We start from the raw sequence: 13,310 nt of genomic DNA, 5'->3' as shown, positions 1-13,310 counted from the left end.
GACGCTTTGTATAGTGATAGAGGTAAATTCATGGGGATTATTATGCGACTTTACGATAAAAAAATTATTTGTATTCTTCCATTAATGGCTGCAATGGCAATTGTGAGTGGTTGCCAACCAAAGTCGGCAGCCAAAGAAGAGCAGGCTGCTTCGACTGCAAAAGTTAAAGAAACGAAAGAGGCTGGTGTTCCTGTCATTCAGGCAAAAGTAATCTCAGTAAAGTTGCCGAAATCAAAAGTTTGTTTAGAAGATGGTTGTACTGAGTATGATTTTCAAACAGTACAAACCAATCAGAAGTGGATTAATGATTACTTCACTAATCGAATAAAGAAAGCAGATCCGAATGCTTTTGCAAATTTAGCTGATCAGCCTGTCGATGTACCTGAAGGTGAACCACGTTCGAGTCAAAGTGCAATTTATGTCCGCTATTTAGGGCAAAATTATAATCTTGCGACTTTTGCATTACAGACCTACTCATATTCTGCTGGTGCAGCACATGGCATGTCACATCAAGAGTTCGTGACTTTTGATTTATTAAATAAAAAACATATTACTGTTGCTGAGCTCATTCAGCCAGATGTTGAAAAACAATTAGTTGATGCACTTTTTGATGCGAATACAAATTGGCTTCAAGAGCACAATATCAGCCGTGAAAAACTGCAATTAAGTGATAATTTCTACTATGGCGCAAATGGGATTGTTTTTGTCTATCCGATTTATGAGTTGGCTTCTTATGCTGAAGGAATGTCTGAATTAACCCTGCCGTATTTTGAGGCAAGTAAATTCATTAAACCTGAGTATTTACCAAGTGTGCCAAACTATAAGTTCTAAAATAGATGATCTATTCTAACAATTGTGTGAAAGCTATTCGTTATGAAGATGATCACTATATTTTTTAGTGTGAAGGCCTTACACTATAGCCAGTTTTTTACCCATATTATGATTGATTATGATCGACCCTAAGTTACTCAGAAATAATATTGAAGCTGTTAATGCAGCTTTGGCAAAACGTGGTGTTCAATTAGATGTTCAAGAATGGGCTTCTTTAGAAACTCGCCGTAAAGACTTGCAATCAAAAACTGAAAAATTGCAGGCAGAACGTAATGCCGGTGCAAAACAAGTGGGTCAGATTAAAAAATCCGGTGGCGATGCTTCTGAAATCATGGCGCGTATGCAAGCGATTGGTGATGAAATCAAAGCTGCTGAAGTTGCTTTGTCAGAACTACAAAACGAGATTGAACAAAAAGCGCTTAGCATCCCTAACTTGCCAGATGAATCTGTTCCTGCTGGTAAAAATGAAGATGATAACGTTGAAATCTCAAAATGGGGCACACCTCGTCAGTTTGATTTTGAAATTAAAGATCATACCGATTTAGGCGAGTGGATGGGCGGTTTAGAGTTTGAAACTGCTACTAAATTGACTGGTTCACGTTTTAGCGTATTGAAAGGTTCTTTAGCGCGCCTACAACGTGCTTTAACGCAATTCATGCTTGATACCCATACTTTAAAGAATGGCTATACAGAAGCTTATGTGCCTTATTTGGTAAATGCTGATTCACTTCGGGGTACTGGTCAGTTACCAAAATTTGAAGAAGATTTGTTCAAACTTCAAGGTGAAAAAGAATATTACCTCATCCCTACAGCAGAAGTTCCAGTTACTAACTTTGTTCGTGATGAGATTATTGATACCGAACGCTTGCCATTAAAATATGCAGCTCATACACCATGTTTCCGTAGTGAAGCAGGTTCTTATGGCCGTGATACCCGTGGTTTAATTCGTCAGCATCAGTTTGATAAAGTTGAAATGGTGCAAATCGTTAAACCTGAAACCTCTATGCAAGCACTTGAAGAGCTTACTGCACATGCTGAAGGCATTTTGCAGGCACTTGGTTTGCCATACCGCAAAATTTTGCTCTGTGGCGGGGATATGGGCTTCGGCGCGATTAAAACTTACGACTTAGAAGTTTGGGTTCCAAGCCAAAATACTTACCGTGAAATCTCAAGCTGCTCTAATATGGGTGATTTTCAGGCACGCCGTATGAAAGCACGCTACAGAATGGATCAAAAGAAGACGGAATTAGTGCATACACTAAATGGTTCAGGTCTTGCAGTTGGTCGTACTTTGCTTGCTGTAATGGAAAATTACCAACGTGAAGATGGTTCTATAGAGATTCCAGAAGTATTACGCCCATACATGGGTGGTTTAACCTTTATTGATTAAGCTTTGCATCTAAATTGTGCACGGTTTTTGCTTAACCCAAATCAGATGATTAATGTAGAGGTTTAAGGTGGATATTTTTCCAATCTCTTTAAAGTTGCAACAGCAACGTTGTCTGATTGTGGGTGGTGGGCATATTGCTTTGCGCAAAGCAAATCTTTTAGCCAAAGCTGGAGCCGTAATTGATATTATTGCTCCAGTAATTGAAGATCAGCTTTTAGAGTTGGTTCAGGCGAGTGGAGGGCAGTATTTTGCTGAGACCTTTGCCGAAATTTTTTTAAATACCTCTTACAGATTAGTTATTGCTGCCACTAATGATGCGCAAGTGAACAAAGCAGTTTTTGAGCAATGTGAAGCGCGTAATTTATTGGTAAATAGTGTCGATGATATTCCACACTGCCGCTTTATGGTTCCAGCGATTATTGATCGTTCTCCATTGATCATTTCTGTTGCCTCAAATGGTGCATCACCCGTTTTATCGAGACAACTTCGTACTCAAATAGAAACGATTGTTCCACATGGTATGGGTAAGTTGGCTGAGTTCTCAGGTCAATGGCGCAAGCAAGTAAAAGAAAAAATTACCAACCCAGATGAGCGTCGAATCTTTTGGGAAAATTTATATGCTAGTCCATTAAAAGAACAAGTTTTTAATGACAATCTAGACGTAGCAAATGATTTAATTCAGCAAGCATTAACAGAATGGACTGCACCTAAAGGTGAAGTTTATTTGGTAGGGGCTGGCCCCGGTGATCCTGAACTACTGACATTAAAAGCATTGCGTCTTATGCAGCAAGCAGATATCGTAATTTATGATCGTTTGGTGTCTGCACCGATTTTAGAGCTTTGCCGTCGCGATGCGACTAAAATTTATGTCGGTAAAGCCCGTTCAAATCACTCTGTTCCCCAAGATGGCATCAATGCTTTACTGGTTGAATATGCTAAAAAGGGCAAACGTGTTTGTCGTTTAAAAGGTGGTGATCCTTTTATCTTTGGGCGTGGTGGTGAAGAGATTCAAGAGTTAGTTGAGGCGAATGTTACTTTTCAGGTTGTACCGGGTATAACCGCGGCATCAGGCTGTTCAGCTTATGCGGGTATTCCGCTGACTCATCGTGACTATGCACAAAGCGTTCGTTTCTTGACGGGACATTTAAAGGAGGGTTCACCTGAACTCCCTTGGAATGAACTGGTTTATCAAAATCAAACTTTAGTTTTATATATGGGATTGGTTGGCTTAGAGCGTATTTGTGAGCAACTTATTGCTCATGGTCAACGTGCTGATATGCCAGTAGCCTTAATCTCTAAAGGAACTACACCAGAACAAAAAGTTATCGTTGGAACATTAGCCGATATTGCGACTAAAGTGTCTGAACATCATGTCGTAGCGCCGACTTTAACCATTATTGGTGAAGTGGTAAGTTTACGTGAACAGTTAAAATGGCAATAAGTTCATCTGAATTTATTGTTGGTTATTAAAGTCGAGAAAATTTGTGATTCATGTTGTCCTATACGAGCCTGAAATTCCTGCCAATACAGGCAATATCATTCGTTTATGTGCTAATACGGGCGCACAGCTACATTTAATCAAACCACTGGGTTTTGAGTTAGATGATAAAAAGCTCAAGCGAGCTGGCCTTGATTATCATGAATGGGCGCGTATGCAGATTTGGGACAACATTGAACTATGTCTTGCAGATCTAAAAGCTAAAGGTGTTGAGCATGTTTTTCCACTCACTACGAAAGGTTCTGCAACTCCGCATACAGTTGATTTGAATCGACCTGTGGCTTTATTGATGGGGCCAGAAACACGCGGTTTGCCTGAGCATGTTCGCTTAATGTTTCCACAAGAACAATGGATCCGTTTACCGATGGCTGAAAATTCAAGAAGTTTAAATTTATCTAATGCAACCGCCGTGATTGTTTATGAGGCATGGCGTCAGCAGGGCTTTAAAACCTTAGGATAAGTTATCTAATTCTAAGTAAAAATAAAGCCACAGTTGTGGCCTTATTTTTGTCTAAATTTCTTTAAGCCTGTTCTAGTATTTTTTCATCATAAGTTATTTGGGCTGCTAAAACCTGCTCAATATTGGTTTCGGCCCATTCCTTTAATTGGAATGCCATTGAAGCTACATTTTGCCCTAAAGAAGTAAGCGAGTAATCAACACGAATTGGAGATGTATTCTGGATTTTACGTTCGATGAAACCATCTCTTTCCAGCATTTTTAACTTCTGTGATAAGACTTTAGGGGAAATGCCTTGAATATTCTTTTTGAGCAGATTGAAGTGTTGAGTTTCTTCTTCAAGAACGTTTAAAATCAATAAAACCCATTTATCTGCAATTTTTTCAAAAAATAGACGGGCAGGGCAATGTTGTTGAAAAATATTATATTTTAGACATTCATTCATACCATTTACCTATAATTTTTTGAAAAATTACCCTAGTTACCAACTAGTAACTAATTGACACCTAGTTTCTAAAATATATCATAAAGTGGAATTTAATAAAACAAAGGTTTGCTCCCATGTCTAACTCTAATATCGCGGTTGTATATTTCTCTGGTTATGGCCATACAAAAGTTGTTGCTGAAACGTTTGCAAACGAGATTAATGCTCAGCTCGTTCAAATTGATCAGGAAGGTAATATTACTGATCAAGATTGGCAGACATTAAATGATGCAAAGGGGATTGTTTTTGGTGCGCCTACTTATATGGGAACAGCGCCATGGCAGTTTAAAAAGTTCGCTGATGCAACTTCAAAAGTATGGTTTACACGTGGTTGGCAAGATAAAGTATTTGCTGGCTTCACAAACAGCGCGAGCTTAAATGGGGATAAGCAAGTAACTCTTATCCAATTACAAACTTTAGCATCACAGCATGGTGGGATTTGGGTGAGCCTTGGTTTATCACCAGCAAATACGAAAGATGCAACACGTGAAGATGTAAACAACTTAGGTGGTTCAGTTGGGCTTTTAGTTCAATCACCTTCTGATGCAAGTGCGCAAGAGGTTCCAACGGGTGATCTTGAAACAGCAAAACTTTATGCTCAACGTGTACAAAGCATTGTGAATAAAATTTACGGTTAATTTGACCATAAAAAAGGCGCTTTAAGCGCCTTTTTTATTACTCATGCTCGTTATGTTGCGGAGCATTATATTTGAAGCCTTTGGTTTTGTAGGCAAGGTAACCTACACCAATAACGGCCCAAGCTAAGCCAATTTGTAAGGCAAGCTTATCAATCTCTAACCACATCATAAACACACTGGCAAAACCAAGCGTTGGTATAGCAATATAATTAATAATGTCTTTAAGAGTTTTGTTTTTGCCATCTCTTAATGCATAGCGAGAAATTACAGAGAAGTTAACAAAACTAAAAGCAGTTAAAGCACCAAAACTAATTAAGTTAACAATATGCTCAAGATCTAAAAAGCCAGCAGATAAAGCAACTACACCAACAATAAGAATGTTATAAGTTGGAGTGTGCAATTTTGGACTGATATGACCAAATAATTTCTTGTTGATAACCCCATCGCGTCCCATCACATACATTAACCGTGATACACCCGCATGTGCAGAAATACCTGATGCCATCACAGCGACTACAGCAAAATATAAAACCAAAGTTTTAAACATCAAACTACCAATCGCAGCGACCATCACAGGTTGTGATTCATCTAAAGGATTAAAGTAAGTGTTTGGGTTACTTGGGAAATATAATTGGATGAAGTAAGTACTTACAATGAAAATAATCCCTGCAAGTAATGCTGTAGAAAAAATGGCTTTTGGTAGGGTTTTTTCTGCATCTTTTGTTTCTTCAGCAAGAGAAGATAAAGCATCAAATCCGGTAAAAGAGAAGCAGAGTACGGTCGCGCCCGCAATTAAAGAACTGACAGACGTCATATCATTCCAAAAAGGAGTTAATGACCACAATGCCGCTTTATCTGGATTTAAAGTTCCATCTGCATATACACCTTGGGTAAGTAAAATATATACCTGATAAACAAAATAAAAAATTACGCCAAGCTGAATAATAACAATCGTACTGTTAAAACGTGCAACGAACCGTGCACCAAATAAATTAATAACAGTCATGAGAGTTGTTAAACCAATAACCCATAACCAGTTATTTACTTCTGGAAAAAGAGCTCTTAGGTAAATATCTGCCAAGATAATATTAACAAGCGGTGACAGTAGATAGTCTAACCAAGAAGACCAACCCACCATAAAGCCAACATTAGGGTGAATTGATTTTTGAGCATACGTATAAGCCGACCCAGAAGAAGGGTAGCGCTTAATCATATGTCCATAACTGATCGATGTTAATAAGATTGCGACTAATGCAAAAATGTAGGATGTTGGTACATGACCACCACTTCGTTCTGACACTAAACCAAAAGTATCAAATAACGTTAATGGCTGAATGTAAGCTAAACCAATAATAACAATATGCCAAAGCACAAGATTCTTTTGAAGCTTAGCTGTTGGTTTAGTCCCAGATAAATTTGTCAACGGCGTTATCCTCATAATCGTTGATCAAGGATCAGCTTGGTGTTAAGGATCGTTTGAGACGAACGATCCCCCCTACAGAAACAGATAAAGTGCGCCAATCTATCCTAAATTGATATAAATTGTCAGTACTTTCATCTATTTTTTAGCAAATTTTTTGCCACATATTTCAAATAAAATAATGAATAAAAATTCTTATTCATAAAAAAAAGGTCTGATTTAATATATAAATCAGACCTTTATAAGATTTTTTTGAGTTTAACTTATCGAGTTACCAAGCTTTTTCTAAGATATCTCGGATATCTTTTAAGCTTGCTTCTTTCGGGTTATAAATAATTGAGCCATCATTTAGTGCTTTTTCTGCAACTTCATCAAGCTGTGCTTCAGTTACTTTACCTGTTTCACGTAAAGTGCGTGGTAACTTTGTTAAAGTAAATAGGCGATCACGCATTGCTAAGATAGTCGTAATTGCTCTATCTGCGCGCTGGCTTGCTGGAGTTTGTGCATAAATATCTGCACCAGCGAGTGGCAATAATAACTCACCAATTTTCTGACCATTTACTTGTTTATTATATTCAAGCACATATGGTAAGAATAAATTCATGCATAAACCGTGGGGCAGGTGGGCAACAGCACCTAAAGCGTGCCCTAGAGAGTGAACTAGGCCGACCATTGAGTTAGAAAATGCAATACCTGCCATTGTTGAAGCTTGTGCTAGCTCTAAACGGCCTTGAGCATCATTTGGGTTTTCTAAGACATTAAATAGATTTTCACTGATCTTTTTAATTCCTGCACTTGCATAAGCATCGCTCAATGGATTGGCAGCCATACATGTATATGCTTCAACGCAATGCGTTAACGCATCCATACCTGTCATTGCAGTTAAATGAGGAGGCAATGTAAGCGTCATGCGTGGATCTAAAATTGCAGCATGTGGCATTAAATAATAAGAAGCGAATGCTAACTTAACATTCTTTTGAGTATCTGAAACCACAGCGACCATCGTTACTTCTGAGCCAGTACCCGAAGTTGTTGGAATCACAAAAAATGGTTTTAATGGTTTCGGTAAGTTATGAGCCCCTGCATATTGCAATAAGTCATTTCCACCTTCAGACACCAAAATGTTGGTTGCTTTAGATGTGTCTATAACTGAACCGCCACCTACAGCAATAATCGCATCACATTTGTTTGTGCGATAAGCTTCTGCTGCAAGACGAACAACTTCTAAACTAGAGTCAGGTGGTACATCATCAAAAACATGACCAATAACAGCATCAGTTGTACTAAATGCAGCTTCAATTGGATTTAATAACCCATTTGCGCGAACACCCTTATCAGTAATGATAAGAGGGCGTTTTGCGCCTAAAGTCGCAAGCTCAAACGGAATATGTTCTAGCGCAGCATTACCAGCAATGACTTTTACAGGACAAAAAAATTCGTAATATGGTTTGGCCATGTTATGCGCTCCGCTTGAAATAGGACTTGGCTACTTTTAAGTAAATATTTGCAGCCTCGTTGAATTTTTCTTTTAGGGTAAGTTCGGTTGGGTATTCTTTGACTGCTAGGGAAGCAACCAATTTAGGTAAAATAAGAGATTCCATTTTATTTAGGCAGCGTACCAAGCGGATCGCAGCAGATACATCACCATCGGCAATCATTCGGTCATTGGCAAATGCCTGAGCAGTACTTTCTTGAAAAGAAAACACTAAAAAGGCATGAGTGACATGTTTGAATGTAATCGTTAAGTCTGGTTTTTTTTCAGCTCTTTCAAGTAGCTCTAACTGTTTGTCTTCTGTCACTCTAGCAAAAAATGCTGGTCCATTTGGGAAAACATTCATTGAAAGTACAAAGTGAACAGGAAATTTAGATACTTCCTCTTGTATTTCATTGTCCACTTGACTTGCCATGACTAAGCCACGACCAATAACATCCATCATGAGCTTAACGTAGGCAAGTTGCAGAGTCGGCTTTACCGCTTTTGTCGAAATCACTCGCGTATCCCTTGTTAAAATTATGCGAAAGCAAATTTAGAGTAATTACTCTAATCCATTTTTATTTCATCGCAAAGCGATTTATTCATATTTGACTTTAGGGTCATTAAAGTACCCAGTGCTATTAATATACTCAATAAAGTCCTGACAAAGTTGACCAAATGATGGATAGGGAGTCACTAAATCTTGTATACGTACCATTTCTAAGCCTACATAGCCGCAAGGATTGATAGTCTGGAATCCCTCTAAGGCACAGTCTAGATTGAGTGCTAATCCATGGTAACTACGGCCACGACGAATTTTAAAACCTAAGGAACCAATCTTGCGGCCATCTACATATACTCCAGGTGCATCAGGCTTGGCATAAGCTTCAATTCCATACTTTTTCAAAACATCTATCATGAATTGTTCAGCAAAACTGACCAATGTGCGTACGTTCCATTTTAGACGATTAAGATCAAACATGAAGTAAGCGACGAGTTGACCTGGACCATGCCAAGTCACTTGCCCGCCACGGTCAGTTTGTACTATAGGAATGTCTGATGAAATTAGGATATGTTCTGGTTTACCAGCTTGACCTTGAGTTAATACATTATGATGTTGAAGTAACCATAACTCATCAGGCGTATCTTCATTACGCTCGTTTGTTAAGAGTTTCATGGTTTCAAATTTGCTTTGATAATCTTGTAAATCGTTCCATTGGCGAATGATCAAGTTGGGTTTATCAAGGCTCATCACAAAATATTCCTATAAGTTAGTTCATGCGGCGCCAGTTAATATCTGCAAGATAGAAGCCGAAAACCTTGTAATTTTAAAGGATTTTATAAGAGGAATTCTAAATATTTGTATGATTTTTCACGATAGATTGGTTTTAAAATTTCCAAAAAAATACCACAGTAAGAATGTCTAACTGTGGTATTGATTGAAGAACTTAAAATTAAAGCGCAGTTCTAATCTGCGGACAAGCAGCCAAGTCAGCATAAAGTGCATGAACTTGTTCCAATTCTTCAAAGCGTAATTGTGCTGTTAAAGAATGATACTTGCCGGTGCGAGATTCTTGAACTTTTAGTGTTGTATGGTCGAAGTCTGGAAAATGTTTTACCAAAATATCGAGTACAGCAACACGTAATTCTTCACCCGCATCGCCAATAAGTTTAATTGGATAATCCATCGGAAATACCCAAAGATGTTCTTGTAGTTCGCGAGATGGAGTGCGGTCTAACATAAGTTACCTCATGATTTGAAACGCCTGCATCATCGCAGGCGTTTATAGCTCTTTCTATTAAATGGGGCTTGGTTTTGAAATTTCAAGCTTTCAAAACTTAGTCATTTTCAAGGAAAGAACGCAAGTGTTCAGAACGAGAAGGGTGGCGCAATTTACGCAACGCTTTCGCTTCAATCTGACGAATACGTTCACGTGTTACGTCAAACTGTTTACCCACTTCTTCTAGTGTGTGATCGGTTGGCATATCAATACCAAAACGCATCTTCAATACTTTTGCTTCACGTTCAGTTAAGTTTTCAAGTACTTCACGTGTTGCTTCTTTTAAGCCTTCTGAAGTCGCAGCATCAATTGGAGAAGTGATGTTTTGATCTTCAATGAAATCACCAAGATGCGAATCTTCATCATCACCAATAGGTGTTTCCATTGAAATCGGTTCTTTGGCAATTTTAAGTACTTTACGAACCTTAACTTCGTCCATTTCTAAACGTTCACCTAATTCTTCAGGTGTCGGTTCACGGCCCATTTCTTGTAACAATTGACGAGATACACGGTTGATCTTGTTAATCGTTTCAATCATATGTACAGGAATACGAATTGTACGAGCCTGATCGGCAATCGAACGGGTAATCGCCTGACGAATCCACCAAGTTGCATAAGTCGAGAATTTATAACCACGACGATATTCAAACTTATCTACAGCTTTCATCAAACCAATGTTCCCTTCTTGAATCAAGTCAAGGAACTGTAAACCACGGTTGGTATATTTTTTCGCAATCGAAATTACCAAACGAAGGTTGGCTTCTACCATTTCTTTTTTAGCACGACGCGCTTTCGCTTCGCCAATCGCCATACGTTTAGAAATATCTTTAATTTCAGCAACGCTTAAATTAAGTTCTTTCTCAATATCTGCAATCTTTTGCTGGAATGCTAAAACATCCGGACGAACCTTTTCTAAATGCGCCTTGATTTCAGCAGGAGCTTTAGCAATCTGTTCATCTAACCAAGCTGGATTAGATTCTTGCTTAGGGAAAGATGTACGGAATTGAGTACGATCCATACGGCCACGACGTACTGCATAACGCATAACTTCACGTTCGTTGGCGCGAATTTGCTCATGTGTACCACGAATCATTTCAGAGATGATGTCAAATAAACGTGGTGTAAATTTAAACATCATGAACACAGTAGCTAAAGCTTCTAATGCTTCCTCAGCTTCTGGGCTGTTACGACCATGTTTCGCAATAATAGCTTTTGTTTTAGTCCATGCAGCTTCAAGTTCATTAAAACGAACTTTTGCAACTTCAGGGTCTGGACCAGATTCACCTTCAGAGTCGTCATCGCTTTCTGACTCTTCATCTTCTTCATCGTCGTCGAGCTTAACTTCTTTTGCTGGCGTAGCTGGCGCTTCTTCTTCCTCAAGTTCTGTTTCTTCTTCTAGAACTTCAGGAATCTCTTCGTCAGTTTCAGGATCAAGATAGCCAGATAAAATATCGGCAAGGCGACGTTCGCCAGTCAAGAAATCATTATATTCTTTTAATACAACTTCAACAGCATTTGGCCAGTACGCAATTGAATTAAGGACATCACGAATCCCTTCTTCAATACGTTTTGCAATGCTGATTTCACCTTCACGGGTTAATAGTTCAACTGTACCCATTTCACGCATGTACATACGTACAGGGTCTGTCGTACGTCCAGGCTCATTTTCAACCGATGCAAGTACGGCAGCAGCTTCTTCTTCAGCAACTTCATCAGCTGTGTCAGTTGACTCACCGAACATGGTATCGTCAGATTCAGGTGCACGCTCGTGTACAGGAATACCAACGTCTTGAAGCATTTGAATAATGTCTTCAATCTGTTCGCTTTCAGTAATCGAGTCCGGCAGATGATCGTTAACCTCAGCGTAAGTTAAGTAACCTTGTTCTTTGCCTCGGCTAATCAGAGCCGCTACTTGAGAAGTAGGGGAATGCATATCGCTCATCTTTGCTTACTCTTCGTTGAATCTGTGGCAGTGAAAAACCGTGCATGATAGCACAATTTACTTGAAATATTTTGGATTTGATCGGTAACCGTTAAATAAAAAATATCTTTGAATTCACGTCTGTTTTTTGAATATTGGGCTAAAATCATTTTTTTCAAGCTTAAATCATAGAAAAGATCATAGAATTTTTTCTTGATGAGAAAAATAGTTCAGTTTTATAAATACACAATTTTTTGGGTGAAAAAAAGTACAAATATGCAGTTTAATGAAAAAAATATAAATAAAACTTGACATGGTTCTGTAAGAGAGATAAATAGCGGCTAGACCCATTCACATTTTTTCATTAGAGGTAGTTTTAGTGTCTTCTACAGATTTTGAACTAGATGATAGCTACGGTGATGATGATGATGTCGGTTTTGATGAGTCATCAGGCAAAATCACTGCGAAAGAATCATTAGAAAAACGTAGATTAATCGATGATCTATTAGCTCAACGCCGTTTAGAGCGTGAGTTGAAAGATTTTGATTATGATTTAGACGATGATGATCTTGATGATGAAGACTAATCAAATCTGAATAGGGCATCGTCAGCTTAAATGCTATGCTATCGTAGATTTCTTTTTTATAGTCAGGTAACACAATGAGTGCGTTAGATTTAGACCAATTAAGTGAATATCTAGATGGAGACCACAATGAGTATGGTCTAGATTTCGCTGCAACTCATGGTTTTCTGTGTGCAATTGCAGTAGGCCCTCAGTTTGACCGTTGGTTAGATGAGCTATTTGATAATAACCATAAGAAGGTTCCTGCTGAAATTATTCAGCAAATCAAGGCGTGGTTAGAGTCAATTCGACAAGATTTAGCAAACGAAAATGGAATTGCATTTCCATTTGAAATTGAAGAAGCTGATGTTGAATCTAGCTTAGGTGACTGGAGTGTGGGATTTGTTGATGCAATGTTCTTAAATGAAGAGGCATGGTTTGCCCCTGAACATGAAGAACAATTAATTGATTTAACTTTACCAATGATGGTATTTAGTGGAATTGATGAAGAAGATCCACAGATGGAATCTTTCCGTCGCAATGGACAGTTAATGGATGAACTGGCAGAAGAAATTCCAGATAATTTGAATGAATTATACTTGATGTATCATACGCCAAATTAATTTATTAGAAGAAATAGTAAATAACGTCCTTTCTAGGGCGTTTTTTATGCTTTGGCTTTTTAATTAATTAAAGAATGAAGCCGTCTTTTTTAAGATTTTATCTTAAATTTAGAGCTTTAATCAGAATGTTGAACGATTTGTTTTCATAATTTGGTGGAGCTTGGTGTTAAAATTTTTAAAACTAGCTTTCAGTGAATGAATTGGTTTTGAAGGGCTATGTAGCCAAAATAT

The 13,310-nt window shown here is 38.2% G+C and carries 14 protein-coding genes; 7 read left to right on the top strand and 7 right to left on the bottom strand.

Annotated features, from left to right (window positions below; all coding sequences use genetic code 11):
* The first annotated feature begins 30 nt into the window (after positions 1-30).
* The 4 genes from NL42_RS05315 (at position 31) to NL42_RS05300 (ending at position 4,179) form a co-directional block, all read left to right on the top strand.
* A complete protein-coding gene (locus tag NL42_RS05315; RefSeq protein ID WP_461312014.1) occupies positions 31-831 on the top strand; it encodes an RsiV family protein in 801 nt (266 codons plus the stop codon).
* A 118-nt stretch (positions 832-949) separates the two neighbouring features.
* Complete coding sequence (gene serS / locus NL42_RS05310; protein ID WP_446091846.1) at positions 950-2,221, top strand: serine--tRNA ligase; 1,272 nt, start codon at positions 950-952, stop codon at positions 2,219-2,221.
* A 67-nt stretch (positions 2,222-2,288) separates the two neighbouring features.
* A complete protein-coding gene (gene cysG / locus NL42_RS05305; protein WP_461312013.1) occupies positions 2,289-3,662 on the top strand; it encodes a siroheme synthase CysG in 1,374 nt (457 codons plus the stop codon).
* 43 nt (positions 3,663-3,705) lie between these two features.
* Positions 3,706-4,179 (top strand): tRNA (cytidine(34)-2'-O)-methyltransferase, encoded by a 474-nt coding sequence (locus NL42_RS05300; RefSeq protein ID WP_446091844.1) that lies wholly within the window; start codon positions 3,706-3,708, stop codon positions 4,177-4,179.
* A 61-nt stretch (positions 4,180-4,240) separates the two neighbouring features.
* On the opposite strand, the gene NL42_RS05295 is transcribed toward NL42_RS05300, so the two are convergent.
* Positions 4,241-4,621: a winged helix-turn-helix transcriptional regulator gene (locus NL42_RS05295; RefSeq protein ID WP_016137053.1), complete on the bottom strand. Its 381-nt coding sequence runs from the start codon at positions 4,619-4,621 to the stop codon at positions 4,241-4,243.
* Positions 4,622-4,737: 116 nt separating this feature from the next.
* On the opposite strand from NL42_RS05295, the gene NL42_RS05290 reads away from it, so the two are divergent.
* Positions 4,738-5,298: a flavodoxin family protein gene (locus NL42_RS05290; protein WP_322902734.1), complete on the top strand. Its 561-nt coding sequence runs from the start codon at positions 4,738-4,740 to the stop codon at positions 5,296-5,298.
* A 37-nt stretch (positions 5,299-5,335) separates the two neighbouring features.
* On the opposite strand, the gene NL42_RS05285 is transcribed toward NL42_RS05290, so the two are convergent.
* The 6 genes from NL42_RS05285 to rpoD all read right to left on the bottom strand — a co-directional run bounded on the left by NL42_RS05285 (position 5,336) and on the right by rpoD (position 11,915).
* Positions 5,336-6,721: an APC family permease gene (locus NL42_RS05285; RefSeq protein ID WP_461312012.1), complete on the bottom strand. Its 1,386-nt coding sequence runs from the start codon at positions 6,719-6,721 to the stop codon at positions 5,336-5,338.
* Positions 6,722-6,989: 268 nt separating this feature from the next.
* Positions 6,990-8,174: an iron-containing alcohol dehydrogenase gene (locus NL42_RS05280; RefSeq protein ID WP_003655435.1), complete on the bottom strand. Its 1,185-nt coding sequence runs from the start codon at positions 8,172-8,174 to the stop codon at positions 6,990-6,992.
* A gap of 1 nt (position 8,175) precedes the next feature.
* Entirely contained in the window at positions 8,176-8,709 is a 534-nt protein-coding gene (locus NL42_RS05275; RefSeq protein WP_003655436.1) for a hypothetical protein, read from the bottom strand.
* Positions 8,710-8,790: 81 nt separating this feature from the next.
* Positions 8,791-9,444, bottom strand: a complete 654-nt coding sequence (gene lipB, locus NL42_RS05270; RefSeq protein WP_461312011.1) for a lipoyl(octanoyl) transferase LipB — start codon at positions 9,442-9,444, stop codon at positions 8,791-8,793.
* Positions 9,445-9,646: 202 nt separating this feature from the next.
* Positions 9,647-9,934: a YbeD family protein gene (locus tag NL42_RS05265; protein ID WP_045435226.1), complete on the bottom strand. Its 288-nt coding sequence runs from the start codon at positions 9,932-9,934 to the stop codon at positions 9,647-9,649.
* Between the two features lie 97 nt (positions 9,935-10,031).
* Entirely contained in the window at positions 10,032-11,915 is a 1,884-nt protein-coding gene (rpoD, locus tag NL42_RS05260; protein ID WP_336166467.1) for an RNA polymerase sigma factor RpoD, read from the bottom strand.
* Positions 11,916-12,273: 358 nt separating this feature from the next.
* Between rpoD and NL42_RS05255 the strand changes: the two genes are divergently transcribed.
* Both NL42_RS05255 and NL42_RS05250 read left to right on the top strand, forming a co-directional pair.
* Positions 12,274-12,480: a PA3496 family putative envelope integrity protein gene (locus tag NL42_RS05255; protein ID WP_016137045.1), complete on the top strand. Its 207-nt coding sequence runs from the start codon at positions 12,274-12,276 to the stop codon at positions 12,478-12,480.
* 74 nt (positions 12,481-12,554) lie between these two features.
* Positions 12,555-13,079 carry a YecA/YgfB family protein gene (locus NL42_RS05250; protein WP_336166466.1) on the top strand — a complete coding sequence of 175 codons (525 nt, stop codon included), beginning with the start codon at positions 12,555-12,557 and terminating at the stop codon, positions 13,077-13,079.
* The last annotated feature ends 231 nt before the right edge of the window (positions 13,080-13,310 follow it).

It is taken from the genome of Acinetobacter sp. GN11, assembly GCF_054823985.1.
This window is presented reverse-complemented; position numbering and strand designations above follow the sequence as displayed.

Excerpts from the sequence above, each read along its gene's own strand:
- NL42_RS05315 (WP_461312014.1), top strand. The coding sequence starts at position 31 with ATGGGGATTATTATGCGACTTTACGATAAAAAAATTATTTGTATTCTT.
- serS (WP_446091846.1), top strand. The coding sequence starts at position 950 with ATGATCGACCCTAAGTTACTCAGAAATAATATTGAAGCTGTTAATGCA.
- NL42_RS05295 (WP_016137053.1), bottom strand. The coding sequence starts at position 4,621 with ATGAATGAATGTCTAAAATATAATATTTTTCAACAACATTGCCCTGCC.
- NL42_RS05290 (WP_322902734.1), top strand. The coding sequence starts at position 4,738 with ATGTCTAACTCTAATATCGCGGTTGTATATTTCTCTGGTTATGGCCAT.
- NL42_RS05280 (WP_003655435.1), bottom strand. The coding sequence starts at position 8,174 with ATGGCCAAACCATATTACGAATTTTTTTGTCCTGTAAAAGTCATTGCT.
- lipB (WP_461312011.1), bottom strand. The coding sequence starts at position 9,444 with ATGAGCCTTGATAAACCCAACTTGATCATTCGCCAATGGAACGATTTA.
- NL42_RS05265 (WP_045435226.1), bottom strand. The coding sequence starts at position 9,934 with ATGTTAGACCGCACTCCATCTCGCGAACTACAAGAACATCTTTGGGTA.
- rpoD (WP_336166467.1), bottom strand. The coding sequence starts at position 11,915 with ATGAGCGATATGCATTCCCCTACTTCTCAAGTAGCGGCTCTGATTAGC.
- NL42_RS05250 (WP_336166466.1), top strand. The coding sequence starts at position 12,555 with ATGAGTGCGTTAGATTTAGACCAATTAAGTGAATATCTAGATGGAGAC.